This window comes from Arthrobacter sp. B2I5, assembly GCF_030816735.1.
GTDB lineage: Bacteria > Actinomycetota > Actinomycetes > Actinomycetales > Micrococcaceae > Arthrobacter.
This window is the reverse complement of record NZ_JAUSYF010000001.1, coordinates 4,564,822-4,579,081: the sequence shown is the minus strand read 5'-3', so window position 1 is coordinate 4,579,081 and position 14,260 is coordinate 4,564,822. Positions and strand designations below refer to the sequence as shown.

The window sequence follows — 14,260 nt, the reverse complement described above, 5'->3', positions numbered from 1 at the left end:
GCGGAGGTGCCGCCGTCGTCATTGCCCTCCTCCCAATCCTTGTCCTGACCGGCTGCCAGGCCCCCACGCCGGCCCCCGCTGATCCGACTGCCGCCACTTCACCTTCTGCAGGGAGCACGATGAAAACCTCCTCTTTCTCCACCCTTGACGCCGCCGGCGTGGAAAACATCCGCGCCACCAGGACTGCCCGGCTGGATATGAGCTCGGGACGCCTGGAGAAGGACGCGGTCCGCGTCACCAAGAACAGTTACGGGCCCGAGATCAACACCCGCGACTCGGGCAGGATCAGCCTCAGCATCCTGGCGCCCAACGGCGAAATCACCGCCGAAACAGACCGGATCCGCTTCAACACCACGGACACCCGCACGGACTTCAGCGAGGTCACCTACTTCCTCACGGCCAGCTCCGCAGAGGAGTACTTTGAGCTGATCAGGGACGGCGTCCAGCGGTACGGGATATCGGCGGAATCGGCTGAAGAGTGGATCAGCAGCACACAGGCGGACCCTGCGGCCAGGAGCGATTTCTCCATCACACCCGGAACAGACACCGGGCTGACGGTGAACTACGACCTTCGCTACGACGGCAGCAAGGACACCCAGGTGATCATCGTCCACATCCTGCCTGCAGCCTGACCGGCCGGGTCAGGTTGCTAGACCGGCGGGCCCGCGTTGGACTTCAGGTTCTTCATCACCAGGGTGGAGGTCAGCCGTTCCACGCCTGGCAGGGACGTCAGCTCGGTGTCGTAGAAGCGCTGGTAGGCGGGCAGGTCCTCGGCGATCACCTTCAGCAGGTAGTCCGGTGAACCAAACAGCCGCTGCGCCTCGACGATGTTCGGGTTGTCGGCGACCCGGTTCTCGAAGATCTCCATGGTGGGCCGGTCCACCTGGCGGAGCGTGACGAACACGATTGCTTCGAACCCCAGGCCCACGGCGGCCGGGTCGACGTCCGCCTTGTATCCGCGGATTACCCCGGACTGCTCCAGATCGCGCAATCGCCGGTGGCACGGTGCCACCGTCAGGCCCACCTTCGCAGCGAGCGCGGTGGCAGTCATGCGCCCATCCTCCTGGAGGTGACGCAAAATATTCCTGTCGATACTGTCAATCACGCAATAAACATACAGTCTCTGCCGCGGGGCGGGCGAAAACAGGACAGCACTTTTGGCGGAATTCTCCCTATGGTTGCTCCTGAGAGCCGTCGACAGGAGAAACCCCATGAATCCGCAGCTGTTCCTGGCCTTCCTGGTGGTGGCTGCAGCCCTGGCCTGCACGCCCGGAGTGGACTGGGCCTACACCATCGCGGCGGGCCTGCGGCAGCGCAGTTTCGTCCCGGCCGTTGCCGGGCTCTGCGGCGGCTATATCCTGCATACTGTCCTGCTGGTGGCCGGGTTGGCCGCTGTGCTGGCCGGCATGCCCGGCGTCCTGGGCTGGATTACCCTGGCCGGCGCGGGTTATCTGCTGTGGCTCGGAGTGGGGACCCTTCGTTCCTGGCGCGGCGCCAGCTTCAGCGCCCACGCGGCCGGTGCCGCCGGAACCCAGCTGCGCACCTTCCTGCAGGGGATGGGCACCAGCGGGATCAACCCCAAGGGACTGCTCTTCTACGTGGCCCTCATACCGCAGTTCGTCAGTTCCGAGGCCGCCCTTCCCGTGCCGGTGCAGTCCGGGCTGCTGGGCATGACGTTCGTGGCGCTGGCGGGCCTGGTCTACACGGTGGTGGCCCTGCTCTCGCGCACCCTGCTGCAGAGCAGGCCTGGCGCCGCGCGGGCAGTAACCCTTGCCAGCGGCATCATCATGGTGGCACTGGGAGCCGTGCTGCTGGGCGAGCAACTGCTGCCGTTCGCAGCCAGCCACATCCAATAGCCGGCCGGGTTCTTAGTCCCCGCTGAGTTCCTTCCAGTCCTGCTCCCAGATCCGCCGCATTTCTTCGTCCTTGCGAATGGGCGCCGGAGCCTCCAGCTCGCGCTGCGGTTCCGGGTCCTCGCGCCGTTTTCCCCAGTCACGGGGGTTCAAGGACCGCCGGCCCGATTCGAGCATGAGCAACGCCCGGTCTGTCAGGGCGTCGTTGCGGAGCGCAAGGTGTGTCTTGCGGCGGCGCAGGACTTCGGCGATCGCCTGGTGCGCAGCATCGAGGCGGCCTTCCCTCCGCAGGGCGCGGGCGCGGACCAGCAGCAGGGCGGCGGAGAGGTCGTCCGCGTTCAGCAGCCCCTCCGTCCAGTCGATGACGGTGCGGCTTCGTCCCAAAGTAAGGGCCAGGGAGCAGCGGGCCAGTGCCATGGGGAGCGACGGCGGCAGCCCGGTCAGCGCGTCGAGCGCGGCTTCGGTGCGGCCGGTCTCGCGCAGTGAATGGGACAGGGCAAGGAACACGGATTCTTCGCTGAACAGGACCGGGATCTCCACCCGCTCAGCCAGTTCAATCCGGGTGACGATCCGGGTGAGGTAGGTCGATGAGTAGCGGTTGGCTTCATCGTCATTCCGGGTGGTGAGGCCGCGTTGCAGGAGCTCGGAAGCACGCAGGTAGCCGCCGTGCTTGTACACCAGGAGCCCGCCCATGAGGTAGCAGAGGCCGGCCCATCCGGGATAGGCGCGGGCAAGGGTAATCAGGCGCTCCGGTTCGCGGCTGGTGAAGACGGCTTCGTGGACCACCTTGGCGGGCTTGGGCAGCAGCCGCTTGAGCCGCGGCACCTCGCCGTCGATGGACAGCAGGGCAGGGTTGCGGCCGCCCAGGACGCCGGTCAGCAGGCCACCCACTCCCCCCGCCAGGTCGTGGACCGGGGTGCGCAGCTGCGCCTGCCCGAAAGGGGTGAGGTCGCGGCTGTCCCAGTAGATCGGTGCGGTGTCCCCGGCGCTCATCTTTCCATGCTAACCGGCAAAGGTTCAGGGCCCGGCGCGCCCAATCCGGCCGGTAGTCACGCCTGGGCCTTGTCCCCTGCGTCATTATCGGGAAAGGTTGTAAGCCCCCTTAGTAATGAACCGACGCAAGGAGAATGCCATGCAGATCGACAAGAACCAGATCCTTGAACTCCTCCGGTCGCAGGGAGACCAGGACAAAGCCTCGCAGGCGGAATCGGAGCTGCCGGACCAGGTGGACACCGAACAGCATGCAGGCCTGCTGTCCAGGCTCGGCATCAACCCGGCCGAGTTGCTTTCCAGGCTTCCCGGTGGGCTGGGAGACAAGCTTCCGGGCGGACTGGGCGACAAGCTCGGTGGTCTGGGGCTCTGAGCCCTCAGCTCCTCGCCATGAACCATTCGGTAAAGGAGCTGGCGCGGCCGGATCCGTCGAACGTGATGACCCACAGGTTGTCGTACGTGGGGCGGCCACCCGAGTAGGTGGTGACGCCTTGGACAAAGGCGGTGGGCCCATCGCAGCCCAGCAGTTCCCAGGTGAACGTCCAGTCCGCGGGCTCGTCACGTGCTGCAAGCCAGCCTTGGACGATCCCGTCCTGGCCCCGCCAGGGTTCTGAATCGTGGGGACGCGTCTCGTAGATCGCATCCGGGGTGAAGAGGGCGCGGATGTCCTCCGGGCCGTTACTGGTCCAGGCAGCCTGGTATTTTTCCATCCAGGAGCCGATGAAGTCTCTGGCTGAAGCCGGTTGGGTCATTATCCGGTTGTACCCGCGGAACATCCCGCGCGCAACAACCGGTTCAGCCGTTGGCGGCGGCGATCCACACGCCGATCACCCAGGTGCTGGCGGCAAGGCAGGCCAGCCCGAATTCTGCCAGCATTCCCAGCCCGGTGGCCTTCAGGGCAGCCCAGCTGGACCTTGCCGCCGTCGAAAAATTCCGTGTCCGGGTGAACTCGCTGACCAGCAGCCCGGCCGCGAAGCCAACGAAGAGGCCCACCACCGGGATGATGAACATCCCGGCCACGCCCGCCACGAGGGCCACCACGATGCTGCGGCTGGGAATGGCGTGCTGCTTGAGCTTCCTGCCCGTGAGGACGGCGCCGGCTGTCATTCCCGCGGCGACAAAGACCATGGCCACCGCGAACACCACCCACCCCGCCGTCCCGGCACCGCCCCAGATAGCCCACGCCAGAAGGCTTAGGCCGATGAGGACGCTGCCGGGCAGGACGGGAATGATGGTGCCGGCCACCCCCACCAGGATTGCCAGGCCGCACAGGATGGTCACTACGGTCTCGGAGCTCATGGACCCCAGTCTAGGGGCCGGTCCTTAATGCCCGACGGCGGTGCCTCCTTTGGGAAAGGAGGCACCGCCGTCGTGGTTTCTGCCGGAAGGCGCTACTCCGCTTCGACTGCCGCTGCCACGGCGGCGGTGACCGCGGGTGCCACCCGCGGGTCCAGCGGGCTGGGGACGATGTAGTCGGCCGAGAGGTCTTCGGCGGCGAGCCCGGCGATGGCGCGTGCTGCTGCGAGCTTCATGGCGGGCGTGATCCGGCGGGCACCGGCGTCGAGGGCACCGCGGAAGATGCCGGGGAACGCCAGGACGTTGTTGATCTGGTTGGGGAAGTCGCTGCGGCCGGTGGCCACCACGGCGGCGTACTTGACGGCCACCTCGGGAAGGACTTCGGGGTCCGGGTTGGACAGGGCGAACACGATGGCGTCCTGGTTCATCGATGCCAGGTGTGCCTCGTCCAGCTTGGAGGAGGAGACGCCGATGAAGACGTCGGCGCCAGCCAGCGCCTCAGCGGGTCCGCCGGTGACGCCGCGGGGGTTGCTGCGGCCGGCAATGTCGGCCTTCTTGCTCGCCGGGTCCGCGGCAAGGTCCTTGCGGCTGCTGTTGATGACGCCGCGGGAGTCGAGCAGGACGACGTCGGTGATTCCGGCTGCGAGCAGGATTTCGGCGACGGCGATCCCCGCCGCACCGGCGCCGGACACCACGACCTTCAGGCCCTCGAGGCCCCGGCCGGTCACCTTGGCGGCATTGGTCAGCGCGGCAAGGGCCACGACGGCGGTCCCGTGCTGGTCGTCATGCATCACCGGGCAGTCAAGGGCTTCGATCAGCTTTTCCTCAAGCTCAAAGCACCGCGGTGCCGAGATGTCCTCGAGGTTGACGGCGCCGAAGCTGGGGCGCAGGCGGACCAGCGTTTCAACGATTTCGTCCACGTCGGTGGTGTTGAGGACCAAGGGGATGGAGTCGAGGTCGCCGAAGGTCTTGAAGAGGGCGGACTTGCCTTCCATGACGGGAAGCGAGGCGCTGGCCCCGATGTTGCCCAGGCCCAGGACGGCAGTGCCGTCGCTGACCACCACTACCAGGCGTTCGGCCCAGGTCAGGGTGCGGGCCAGTTCGGGCTTCGCGTGGATGGCCCGGCTGACCTCGGCCACTCCGGGGGTGTACGCGATGGACAGGTCCCGCTTGTTGGAGAGCGGAACAGTGCTGGTGACGGACAGCTTTCCGCCCTGGTGGGCACCGAAGATTTCGTCTGCGGTCAGGGCCGTGGCTGCGGAACTGTCGGTGGCTGTGAATGCGTCAATGGACACGTCGTTGTCTCCTGGTGCTCGCCGTGGGCGCACGGCACATGGGGCTGGAGCCCGGCCGGGCCCAAGCGGGAAAGTAGTGCGGCAGCAAACCCAGGGGTGGCGGGTCTGTGGGAACGCCGGGGATGTTTCCGCCCTGCCGCTCCTGTGCCCCCATGGTAGGCAGCCCGGGAGGGCCGCTTTCGTCCTCCTTGACAAGGGTCGGCCGGGGCAAAACGTTTAACCAGGCCTTTTAGTGGTCTACATCACGGCATTATGGCGTATTTAATACCTTTTTGGTCTAGACCAGTTACGCAGACTTGGCCACTGTGAAGCCCGCCTCTGCCGCAGGGGACAGCCTTCCGCACGCCTTTTTCAGGTCCTCCTCGGCTTCGAAGAGGGACAACCGCCGGTTGCGCACGGACTGGACCAGACCAGTGACCGTCAGGAGGAGGACCCTCGCCCCCACGGCATCACCGCAGGCACCGGCGACGAGCTTTTCACTCAGCGCATCAATCTCGCGCAGGAGTTCCGTGGTGTCCTTTTCCGGGTGGTACACGCCCCTGCTGAGGCATTGCTCCACAGCGGGCTGCATGACGCGCATGTGGAAGATCTCCATCAGCAGCCCGGACAGTGCACGGCCGCGGAAGCGTGGGGACGAGCCCCTGGTCCCGGCTTGCAGCTCGTCCAGCTGCTGGCGGTACAGCGCCAGCATCAGGTGTGTGGGGGACGGAAAGTACCGGTAGAGGGTGCCCAGCGGGACGTCTGCTTTTTCTGCCACCTGGGAGAGTTCCACGGCATCAAGCCCCGTCCGGGCGAACCCGGCGGCCGTGTCCAGGATCCGGGTGTAGCGGAGGCGCTGGCGTGGAGCGGAAGGCCGGGCGGCCATGGGCGGATGGTCTGAAAAAGTCTCGGGCATCAGCATTCCGGGGTTGTGTTTTAGGGACTGCGGCCAGGAGCGCCCCCACTTCCGTACCGCCCTGCAGCCCTGTTCAACTATACGGCACAGCATTGTGCCCTAATTAGTCAGCGGCCTTAGTTTTGGGGCACGGACCGGTCAGTCGACGCCCTTGATTTTCACTACGAAAACCGCGCCCAGCAGTCCGACGGCAGCGGCCGTAAGGAACAGCGTCCGGTAGCCGCCGCCGTAGGTCACTGCCAGCAGCGCCAGGGCCGGAGCAACCACCTGCGGCAGGGAATTGGCCACATTGATAACCCCCATGTCCTTGCCCCGGCTCGCTGCGAACGGCAGGACCTGGGTCAGCAGCGCAAAGTCCACGGCCAGGTAGGCACCGAACCCGATGCCCAGGACCGCGGCGCCGGCGAGCGCGCCAGGCCAGACCGGGAAGAACGCCATGATGGCGCCGGCCATGGCTATGGTGGCGGAGGAACCGATGACGAAGGGCTTCCGCCTGCCCACCCGGTCACTCCACGGTCCGGCCAGCACCGCAGTGATCATCACCATCACCGCGTAGATACCGGTCAGGACCAGCACCCCTGTGGCGGGATCTTTATGCCCGATGACGTCCCGCAGGAAGAAGAGCAGATAGACGATGGTCAGCTGGTTTCCCACGTTGACCAGGAAGCGCGTGAGCCAGGCCCAGGCGAAGTCCGGGTAGACGAACGGACTGATGTAGAAGCCGCGGACAAAAGTGCGCGGCCGGAACGCCTCAAGTTCTTTCCGGGGCAGGGCGGGATCGTTCGGGTGGAACAGGTACGGCAGCACGGACAGCAGCAGGGCGCCCGCACACAGCCAGTAGCCCACCAGGAAGTTCCCTGACACCACCGCGCCGAAGACAGCCCCCGCAAGGATGCCAAGGGTCTGGCCCATGGCCGCGAGGCCGCCCACTCCCCCGCGCTGGATGAGGGGCACCCGGTCCGGGACGGCCGCGGTGATGGCTGCATAGGCGGCGTTTGCGCCCAACTGCACCAGGCACCAGAAAAGGACCATCAGGGACACCGCAGCGGAGAAGGACATGGCCAGAAGCGCCGCCGTGGCCAGGACTGCCCCGGCCAGCACCCACGGGGAGCGCCTGCCGAACCGGAAGGTGGTCCGGTCCGAGAGAGCACCGAAGAGCGGGTTGGCCACCAGCGAAACCGCCGCGCCGCAGGCGGTGACCAGCGAGAGGATGGCTTCCTTGGACGGTGCATCGATACTGATGGCCTGCTGGCCGATGAACACGTTGATGGGCCCGAAAAAGGCGGCGTTGATGCCCACGTTCACCAGCACCAGCCCGGTCACCCAGCGGGCGGTGACCTTCTGCACCGGCTCGGCGAGCGCCGCCGGGGCTTTTCCTGCCGGTGTGCCGTCCAGCGGCGCAGGCGTGTTGAACGGACTCATTGGCTTGGCTCCCCCTGGTGCGGCCGGCTGGCTGTGGAATCAGACTATCGTGGGCGGTACCCTGCCCGGGCACCCGGGGCCAGGCCACCCCGGCATCATGCTGCCGGGACCATGTAACTGAGAAACAAGGAGAACCAGATGGGCGCATCCACCCCGGCCGAAGGCACAGCGGTGAATACCGCGGACCTCTACGACGAGCGCGGCGACCAGCTGGCGTCCGTCTCCCTGCAGTTCCAGTCCATCGGCGGCCGCTCGCACTTCAGCGGTCCGGTCCGGACTATCCGCTGCTTCCAGGACAACGCCCTGGTGAAGTCCACGCTCGGTTCACCCGGCAACGGGGCGGTACTGGTGGTGGACGGCGGGGGGTCGCTGGGCACGGCCCTGATGGGGGACATGATCGCCGAAAGCGCCGTGGCGAACGGCTGGGCCGGCGTCGTCATCAACGGCGCCGTCCGCGACCGGCTGGCCATCGCGGACCTGGACCTCGGCGTCAAGGCCCTGGGCAGCAACCCGAAGAAGAGCCAAAAGGCAGGCGCGGGTGAGGTTGACGTCGATGTGGTGATCGACGGCGTGACTTTCCGTCCCGGCGCCACCGTCTGGTGCGACCCTGACGGCATCCTTGTGGAGATTTTCCAATAGGCTCTTCTCCCTCGGCGGCGGCCGATATGGGCGTTCCCTCAAGCTGACGCGGTCACGGTACGGTCAGGGCCGAGGCAACTGCCTTGCCCAGTCCCTCGGTAGTGGCATTTCCGCCCATGTCGGGTGTGAGGGCTTCGGGTCCGCGGGCCAGCACGGTTTCCATGGCAGCGGTGATGGCTGACGCCGCTTCAGGTTCTGCCAAGTGGTCGAGCATCATTGCGGCGCACCAGATTTGGCCGACGGGGTTGGCGACGCCTTTCCCGGCGATGTCAGGGGCGGAGCCGTGGACCGGTTCAAAGAGACTGGGGAACTTCCGCTCTGGGTTGATGTTGGCGCTGGGTGCAATGCCGATGGTTCCGGTGCAGGCGGGTCCGAGGTCGGAGAGGATGTCACCGAAGAGGTTGCTGGCAACGACGACGTCGAACCAGTCCGGGTGCATGACGAAGTTCGCCGCAAGGATATCGATGTGGTACTTGTCCACGCTGATTTCCGGGTAGGCCGCGGACATGGCCTGCACGCGCTCGTCCCAGTAGGGCATGGTGATGGAGATGCCGTTGCTCTTGGTGGCTGAAGTCAGGTGCTTCCTGGGCCTGCTTTGGGCCAGATCGAAGGCGTACTTGAGGATCCGGTCCACGCCGGTGCGGGTCATGACTGTTTCCTGGACGACGGTCTCGCGGTCGGTGCCTTCGAAGATCTTCCCGCCAATGCTGGAGTACTCACCTTCGGTGTTTTCGCGCACCACGTAAAAGTCCACGTCTCCCGGGACGCGGCCGGTCAGAGGGCTGGGTACCCCTGGCAAAAGCTTGACGGGGCGGAGGCTGACGTACTGGTCGAAGTGACGGCGGAACTGCAGGAGGCTGCCCCACAGCGAGATGTGGTCGGGGACGACGTCGGGCCATCCGACCGCGCCAAAGAAGATGGCATCAAACTGGTTCAGTTCCTCGAACCATCCGTCGGGCAGCATCTTCCCGTGCCGGGTGTAGTAGTTGGCGGACGCGTAGTCGAAGTGCTCGTATTCGAGGTTGAGCTCAAAGGCTGAGGCCGCGGCATCAAGCACGCGCAGCCCCTCCGGCACAACTTCGGTGCCGATCCCGTCGCCGGGAATGACTGCGATGCGGTGGGATTTCGTCATCAGGGATCCTTCGTTGCTCGATGAGGGGTCGGATTAGCGGTCAACAGGGTGTGCCGGTTCCCGGTTTTCGAGGACATCAATGACGGCGTGCGCGGCGGACAGCGCTGCACGGGTGCGTGCTTCAGCTGTCTGACCGGCGAGGTGGGACGTCATGAGGACATTGTCCAGGTCCCGGAGCGGGCTGTCCGCGGGCAAGGGTTCGTTCTGGAGCACGTCCAGGGCTGCGGCGGCGATGGTGCCGTCGTGGAGCGCTTTGGCCAGGGCCTCTTCGTCCACGAGCGAGCCGCGGGCCGTATTGATGAGGACTGCCGTAGGTTTCATCGCTTGCAGCCGCGACGCATCGATGAGCGGGCCGGTTTGCTGGCCTGCCCGCGTGTGCAGGGAGAGGTAGTCACTGGCGCGGATGACGGTGTCAAGGTCGGTGAACTGGAGCGCCTTGTTGTTGGGCTCAGGATGGCTCGTGCTGACCAGGACCTTCATGCCGAGGGCAGCGCCCAGGTCAGCGGTGGCCCGGCCGCTGGGGCCGTAGCCGATGATTCCGAGGGTGGAGCCACGCAGTTCATGGCCGGCTTCGCGTGGCCAACGTCCTTGGCGCACAGCGGTTGTGACCTCGGAGAGGCGGCGTGCGGTCATGATGATCAGCCCGATGGTTAGCTCGGCGACGGAATGGTGGTTGGTTCCGGGAGCATTGCATACCCTGATTCCGTGCGCGGCCGCCGCGTGGAGGTCGATCGAGTCGTAGCCCACGCCGCTGCGCGCGATGACTTTCAGCGAGGAAGCAGCAGCGAACATGCCGGCGGTGACCGGCTCGCTGGCGAGGATCGCGCCGAAGATACCGTCGAAGAGCGCGCGGCGTTCCTCAAGGGGACGTGGACCTTGGAATGGTGAGTAGACGGGTTCCAGCCCGTGGTCGCGCAGGAGCTGGTCCACGGTATCTCCTTCGTGGAGGTAGTCGGTGGTGATCAGGATGCGTGGGGGCATGGCGCTGGCGGGTTTCCTCGTGGGCGGTGTAAAGGCGGCGGCTGCTGGTTCACCCCGGTCAGGGCCGCCGCGAAGTGCGTGGCGGCCCTGCGGGTGGTTCCGGTGTTAGTGGACGTCGGCAGTTTCGGCTTCCACTGGCTCAGGCGTTGTCGCCTGGAGCTCGTTCTTGTTCTTCTGGCTTGAGGCGTGCAGGGCCTTTCGGGCCTGCTCCGGGTCGAAGTCCTTTTCCCATTTGCCGATGACGACGGCGGCCATTGCGTTGCCGAGGACGTTGATAAACACCCGGCCTTCATTCAGGAGGCGGTCGATGCCGACGATGAGGGCGAGGGCTGCCAGCGGGATGCCGCCGACGGAGCTCAGGGTGCTGGCCAGGACGATGAACGCGCCGCCGGCGATGCCTGCGGTGCCCTTGCTGGTGAGCATCATGACGCCGACCATGACCAGTTGCTGTTCCCACGAGAGGTCCATGCCGACGGCCTGGGCCAGGAACACTGAGGCCATGGTGAGGTAGACGGCGGATCCGTCGAGGTTGAAGGAGAACCCGGATGGGATCACGATGCCGACGGTGGACTTGCCGACGCCCATGTTTTCGAGTTTCTTGATCAGCTGGGGCAGGACCGCCTCGCTGGAGCAGGTGCTCAGGGCGATCAGGAGTTCGGCCTTGAAGTAGCGCATGACGGTGAAGATGTTCATGCCGCAGGCCCGGGCGATCGTGCCGAGGATGACGAGGACGTAGACGATGCACGTGGCGGTGAACAGCAGGACGAGGATGCCCAGTTGCTGGAGGCTTTGGGTGCCATAGTTTGCCACGACGGCGGCCAGGGCACCGAAGGTGCCGATCGGGGCGAGGCGCATGACCCAACCGACGATCTTGAAGATCACGACGGAGAGGGCCTGGATGCCCTTGGTGAGGAACTTACCGGATTCTCCGGCGACGTTCATCGCGGCGCCGAACAGGATGGAGACCATGAGGGCGGCGATGATCGTGTGGCCGGTCAGGGCGCCGAACAGTGATTCGGGGATGATGTTGTTGACGAATTCGAGTCCGTCGAAACCCTTGCCGGCTGCTGCGGGGACCTTGCTGGCATCCAGTTTGTCCGGGTCGATGTTCATGCCTGCGCCGGGCTTGAAGACGTTGGCGACGACCAGGCCGATGAGCATGGACACCAGTGACAGGACAATGAAGTAGCCCAGCGCCTTTACGCCGATGCGGCCGGCCTTGCGCAGGCTGTCCATCGAGGCAATGCCGAGGGAAACGACGCAAAAGACCACCGGGATGACGATCATTTTCACCAGGGCAATGAACCAGTCACTGAGGGGTGTGAGCTGCTTGCCGACCGAGGGCAGGAAGAAGCCGACGGCGATGCCCAGGACGGCGCCCAGGACGACTTGGAACCAGAGTTCACGCAGCAGGCGCCCGAAGCGGGACCGCTGGCGGGGCGGGGAGGAATGCTGCGCGTTCTTAAAAGTGTGGGACGACATCCAGGGTGCTCCTTTGCACGTCAGGCTTGGTGTGGGAAGAGAGGTGGGGTCCCGGGCAGTGGTGCTGCCCGGGACCGGGCACGAACAGCTGGCTTTACTCGTGCAGGCCGCGCAGGACCTTGTAGAACTCGGCCTTGCCTTCCAGGCCGATGCCGGGAAGGTCGCCGGGGGCTACGCGGCTGTTGACGATGACAGCGTCGTCGGTGAAGCCGCCGGTGGGCTGGAACTCGCCAGGGTAGGACTCGTTGCCGCCGAGTTTAAGGGCAGCGGCGATGTGCAGGGAGAACTGGTGTCCGCCGTGCGGGATACAGCGGCGTGAGGACCAGCCGTGCTGGGCGAGCATGTCCTGTATCCGGCGGTATTCGGTCAGGCCGTAGCTAAGGGCTGGGTCGACCTGGATGAAGTCGCGGTCCGGGCGCATCCCGCCGTAGCGGATCAGGTTCCGGGCGTCCTGGAGGGAGAACAGGTTCTCGCCCGTGGCGATCGGGTTCCTGTAGTGCTCGGAGAGGGTGGCGTTCAGGGCGTAGTCCAGCGGGTCGCCGACTTCCTCGTACCAGAACAGCCCGTACTGGTCAATGGCCTTGCCGTATCCAAGTGCTGTTTCCAGGTCGAACTTGCCGTTGACGTCGACCATGAGGCGGGAGCCGTCGCCGTCGAGGACCTCGAGGACAGCTTCGATGCGGCGGAGGTCTTCGGCGAGGTCGGCACCGCCGATCTTCATCTTGACTACGTCATAGCCCTTGGCCAGGAAGCCGCGCATTTCGTTCTGCAGGTCTTCGAGGGTTTTACCCGGCGCGTAGTAGCCACCGGCCGCGTAAACGAAGACGTCCTTGTCCGGGTTGCCGTCGCCGTAGTGGTCCGAAATCCAGCGGTACAGCGGCACCCCGGCGATTTTGGCGGCGAGGTCGTGCAATGCCATGTCCGCGACGCCGACGGCGACAGATCGTTCACCGTGCCCGCCGGGCTTTTCGTTGGACATCATCAGGTCCCATGCCTTCTCAGGCGAGAGCCCGCCGTCCTCGTCAAGAAGGTCCTCCGAGGGGGCGTCGAGCAGGCGGGGGAGAATGCGCTCCTCCAGGATTGCGGTTGCGTTGTAGCGGCCGTTGGAGTTGAAGCCATAGCCCACCAGGGGCTTGCCGTCGACAAAGACATCGCTGACCAAAGCAATGATCGTGCAGTCCATCTTGGTGAAGTCGATGAAGGCGTTGCGGATCGACGAGCTGATGGGGATGGTACCAACGTGGGCGGAAACAATCTTCATCTTTGAATTTCTCCTATCAGGGTCTTATTTCTTATAAGTTGTCTTTGCGGTGAGCTGGAGGAGCATGGTCCGGCAGTACCTGTAGAAAAATATCTTATAAGACTTGCTTCAAGGCTAGCCCGAGGTGACGGGGGGCACAAGCCTTTGGTCGAAATTCTTATAAGATGTTTTCAAGCGGAAGCACGGCAGTCTCATTCAGTAGAAGATTCGGAGCGGCATGAGCACCACGAACGTCTTTTCCAGCAAGGGCAGTCTGGCCTATAGCGAACTCCGCCAGCTGATCCTCTCCGGCAGCCTCGCCCCAGGATCGCGCGTCTCGCAGTACGAACTCGCGGACAAGATGCAGATGAGCATCACACCCCTTCGTGAAGCGATCCGCAGGCTCTCCAGCGAGGGCTTGATCATCATGGATACCCACCGCGACTCCCGTGTGGCTGACGTAAGCGCTGCAGAGGCCCGCGAGCTGCTTGAAGTCCGCCTCTCACTTGAGCCATCAGCGACCGAACTGGCGGCACACCGCCGGACTGAAGCTGACATCGCCGCCATGCGGACTGCAGCGGAGAAACTGCTGCCGGTCACCCGTGTCTGGGGTGAGGATGCCATCACGGCACACCGCGACTTCCACCGGGCTGTTTACGCCGCCTCACACAATGCCAGCATGATCAAGCTCCTGGACGACCTCTGGGACAAGTCCGACCGCTATCGCCGCCTCGGCCTGGAACTTCCATCCGGAGATGAACCCCGGACCATCGACCTGAACCAGCACCACCAGATTCTTGAACTCGTAGCCTCCGGTGATGGTCCAGGCGCAGCCGAACTTGCACGAACCCATATCGCCAACAGCCTCACAGCTTCGGTCACCGGAGCCCTGGAGGAACGCGAGAACGTCCAAGGGACGCCTTTGGTGAAGACCGCCTAGTCTCGTCACGGGCACACATATGGTGGCAGGCCTTTGCATCCTGGCCCGGTCAGCAACGACCCGGACGGCATCCTCGTGGAGCCGTAGCAGGAAAA

General features: G+C 65.1%; 16 protein-coding genes. 5 read left to right on the top strand and 11 right to left on the bottom strand.

What is annotated here, in order from left to right:
- Nucleotides 1–119: 119 nt before the first annotated feature.
- Entirely contained in the window at nucleotides 120–632 is a 513-nt protein-coding gene (locus QFZ60_RS21325) for a hypothetical protein (RefSeq protein ID WP_307093076.1), read from the top strand.
- A 17-nt stretch (nucleotides 633–649) separates the two neighbouring features.
- Here the strand turns inward: QFZ60_RS21325 and QFZ60_RS21320 are convergent, their stop codons facing one another.
- Nucleotides 650–1,105, bottom strand: a complete 456-nt coding sequence (locus tag QFZ60_RS21320; protein WP_307093074.1) for an Lrp/AsnC family transcriptional regulator — start codon at nucleotides 1,103–1,105, stop codon at nucleotides 650–652.
- A 106-nt stretch (nucleotides 1,106–1,211) separates the two neighbouring features.
- Here QFZ60_RS21320 and QFZ60_RS21315 point away from each other — a divergent pair, with 106 nt between their 5' ends.
- Nucleotides 1,212–1,856: a LysE family translocator gene (locus QFZ60_RS21315; RefSeq protein WP_307093072.1), complete on the top strand. Its 645-nt coding sequence runs from the start codon at nucleotides 1,212–1,214 to the stop codon at nucleotides 1,854–1,856.
- Between the two features lie 12 nt (nucleotides 1,857–1,868).
- Here the strand turns inward: QFZ60_RS21315 and QFZ60_RS21310 are convergent, their stop codons facing one another.
- Complete coding sequence (locus tag QFZ60_RS21310; protein WP_307093070.1) at nucleotides 1,869–2,846, bottom strand: hypothetical protein; 978 nt, start codon at nucleotides 2,844–2,846, stop codon at nucleotides 1,869–1,871.
- 139 nt (nucleotides 2,847–2,985) lie between these two features.
- Between QFZ60_RS21310 and QFZ60_RS21305 the strand changes: the two genes are divergently transcribed.
- Nucleotides 2,986–3,216 carry a hypothetical protein gene (locus QFZ60_RS21305; RefSeq protein ID WP_142118398.1) on the top strand — a complete coding sequence of 77 codons (231 nt, stop codon included), beginning with the start codon at nucleotides 2,986–2,988 and terminating at the stop codon, nucleotides 3,214–3,216.
- Between the two features lie 4 nt (nucleotides 3,217–3,220).
- On the opposite strand, the gene QFZ60_RS21300 is transcribed toward QFZ60_RS21305, so the two are convergent.
- From QFZ60_RS21300 to QFZ60_RS21280, 5 genes are all read right to left on the bottom strand, one after another.
- The gene (locus QFZ60_RS21300; protein WP_307093068.1) at nucleotides 3,221–3,595 is read right to left on the bottom strand and encodes a nuclear transport factor 2 family protein; all 375 of its coding nucleotides are present in this window, start codon (nucleotides 3,593–3,595) and stop codon (nucleotides 3,221–3,223) included.
- Between the two features lie 43 nt (nucleotides 3,596–3,638).
- The gene (locus tag QFZ60_RS21295; protein ID WP_307093067.1) at nucleotides 3,639–4,142 is read right to left on the bottom strand and encodes a DUF456 domain-containing protein; all 504 of its coding nucleotides are present in this window, start codon (nucleotides 4,140–4,142) and stop codon (nucleotides 3,639–3,641) included.
- Between the two features lie 92 nt (nucleotides 4,143–4,234).
- A complete protein-coding gene (locus QFZ60_RS21290) occupies nucleotides 4,235–5,434 on the bottom strand; it encodes an NADP-dependent malic enzyme (RefSeq protein ID WP_307093065.1) in 1,200 nt (399 codons plus the stop codon).
- A gap of 286 nt (nucleotides 5,435–5,720) precedes the next feature.
- Nucleotides 5,721–6,329, bottom strand: a complete 609-nt coding sequence (locus QFZ60_RS21285; RefSeq protein ID WP_056335620.1) for a TetR/AcrR family transcriptional regulator — start codon at nucleotides 6,327–6,329, stop codon at nucleotides 5,721–5,723.
- A 138-nt stretch (nucleotides 6,330–6,467) separates the two neighbouring features.
- Entirely contained in the window at nucleotides 6,468–7,751 is a 1,284-nt protein-coding gene (locus QFZ60_RS21280) for an MFS transporter (protein WP_307093063.1), read from the bottom strand.
- Nucleotides 7,752–7,889: 138 nt separating this feature from the next.
- Here QFZ60_RS21280 and rraA point away from each other — a divergent pair, with 138 nt between their 5' ends.
- Nucleotides 7,890–8,390: a ribonuclease E activity regulator RraA gene (gene rraA, locus QFZ60_RS21275; protein ID WP_307093062.1), complete on the top strand. Its 501-nt coding sequence runs from the start codon at nucleotides 7,890–7,892 to the stop codon at nucleotides 8,388–8,390.
- 52 nt (nucleotides 8,391–8,442) lie between these two features.
- Here the strand turns inward: rraA and QFZ60_RS21270 are convergent, their stop codons facing one another.
- From QFZ60_RS21270 to QFZ60_RS21255, 4 genes are all read right to left on the bottom strand, one after another.
- On the bottom strand, nucleotides 8,443–9,522 hold the full coding sequence (locus tag QFZ60_RS21270) for a tartrate dehydrogenase (RefSeq protein ID WP_307093061.1): 1,080 nt from the start codon (nucleotides 9,520–9,522) through the stop codon (nucleotides 8,443–8,445).
- Nucleotides 9,523–9,555: 33 nt separating this feature from the next.
- On the bottom strand, nucleotides 9,556–10,503 hold the full coding sequence (locus QFZ60_RS21265; RefSeq protein WP_307093059.1) for a phosphoglycerate dehydrogenase: 948 nt from the start codon (nucleotides 10,501–10,503) through the stop codon (nucleotides 9,556–9,558).
- A 105-nt stretch (nucleotides 10,504–10,608) separates the two neighbouring features.
- Complete coding sequence (locus tag QFZ60_RS21260) at nucleotides 10,609–11,985, bottom strand: cation:dicarboxylate symporter family transporter (RefSeq protein WP_307093058.1); 1,377 nt, start codon at nucleotides 11,983–11,985, stop codon at nucleotides 10,609–10,611.
- 94 nt (nucleotides 11,986–12,079) lie between these two features.
- A complete protein-coding gene (locus QFZ60_RS21255) occupies nucleotides 12,080–13,246 on the bottom strand; it encodes a mandelate racemase/muconate lactonizing enzyme family protein (protein WP_307093056.1) in 1,167 nt (388 codons plus the stop codon).
- Between the two features lie 217 nt (nucleotides 13,247–13,463).
- On the opposite strand from QFZ60_RS21255, the gene QFZ60_RS21250 reads away from it, so the two are divergent.
- Complete coding sequence (locus QFZ60_RS21250; protein ID WP_307093054.1) at nucleotides 13,464–14,165, top strand: GntR family transcriptional regulator; 702 nt, start codon at nucleotides 13,464–13,466, stop codon at nucleotides 14,163–14,165.
- Nucleotides 14,166–14,260: the final 95 nt, after the last annotated feature.

What these genes read in the sequence shown, in the direction of transcription:
- QFZ60_RS21325 (WP_307093076.1), top strand. Translation starts at nt 120, where the DNA reads ATGAAAACCTCCTCTTTCTCCACCCTTGACGCCGCCGGCGTGGAAAAC.
- QFZ60_RS21315 (WP_307093072.1), top strand. Translation starts at nt 1,212, where the DNA reads ATGAATCCGCAGCTGTTCCTGGCCTTCCTGGTGGTGGCTGCAGCCCTG.
- QFZ60_RS21310 (WP_307093070.1), bottom strand. Translation starts at nt 2,846, where the DNA reads ATGAGCGCCGGGGACACCGCACCGATCTACTGGGACAGCCGCGACCTC.
- QFZ60_RS21305 (WP_142118398.1), top strand. Translation starts at nt 2,986, where the DNA reads ATGCAGATCGACAAGAACCAGATCCTTGAACTCCTCCGGTCGCAGGGA.
- QFZ60_RS21300 (WP_307093068.1), bottom strand. Translation starts at nt 3,595, where the DNA reads ATGACCCAACCGGCTTCAGCCAGAGACTTCATCGGCTCCTGGATGGAA.
- QFZ60_RS21295 (WP_307093067.1), bottom strand. Translation starts at nt 4,142, where the DNA reads ATGAGCTCCGAGACCGTAGTGACCATCCTGTGCGGCCTGGCAATCCTG.
- QFZ60_RS21285 (WP_056335620.1), bottom strand. Translation starts at nt 6,329, where the DNA reads ATGCCCGAGACTTTTTCAGACCATCCGCCCATGGCCGCCCGGCCTTCC.
- QFZ60_RS21280 (WP_307093063.1), bottom strand. Translation starts at nt 7,751, where the DNA reads ATGAGTCCGTTCAACACGCCTGCGCCGCTGGACGGCACACCGGCAGGA.
- rraA (WP_307093062.1), top strand. Translation starts at nt 7,890, where the DNA reads ATGGGCGCATCCACCCCGGCCGAAGGCACAGCGGTGAATACCGCGGAC.
- QFZ60_RS21270 (WP_307093061.1), bottom strand. Translation starts at nt 9,522, where the DNA reads ATGACGAAATCCCACCGCATCGCAGTCATTCCCGGCGACGGGATCGGC.
- QFZ60_RS21265 (WP_307093059.1), bottom strand. Translation starts at nt 10,503, where the DNA reads ATGCCCCCACGCATCCTGATCACCACCGACTACCTCCACGAAGGAGAT.
- QFZ60_RS21260 (WP_307093058.1), bottom strand. Translation starts at nt 11,985, where the DNA reads ATGTCGTCCCACACTTTTAAGAACGCGCAGCATTCCTCCCCGCCCCGC.
- QFZ60_RS21255 (WP_307093056.1), bottom strand. Translation starts at nt 13,246, where the DNA reads ATGAAGATTGTTTCCGCCCACGTTGGTACCATCCCCATCAGCTCGTCG.
- QFZ60_RS21250 (WP_307093054.1), top strand. Translation starts at nt 13,464, where the DNA reads ATGAGCACCACGAACGTCTTTTCCAGCAAGGGCAGTCTGGCCTATAGC.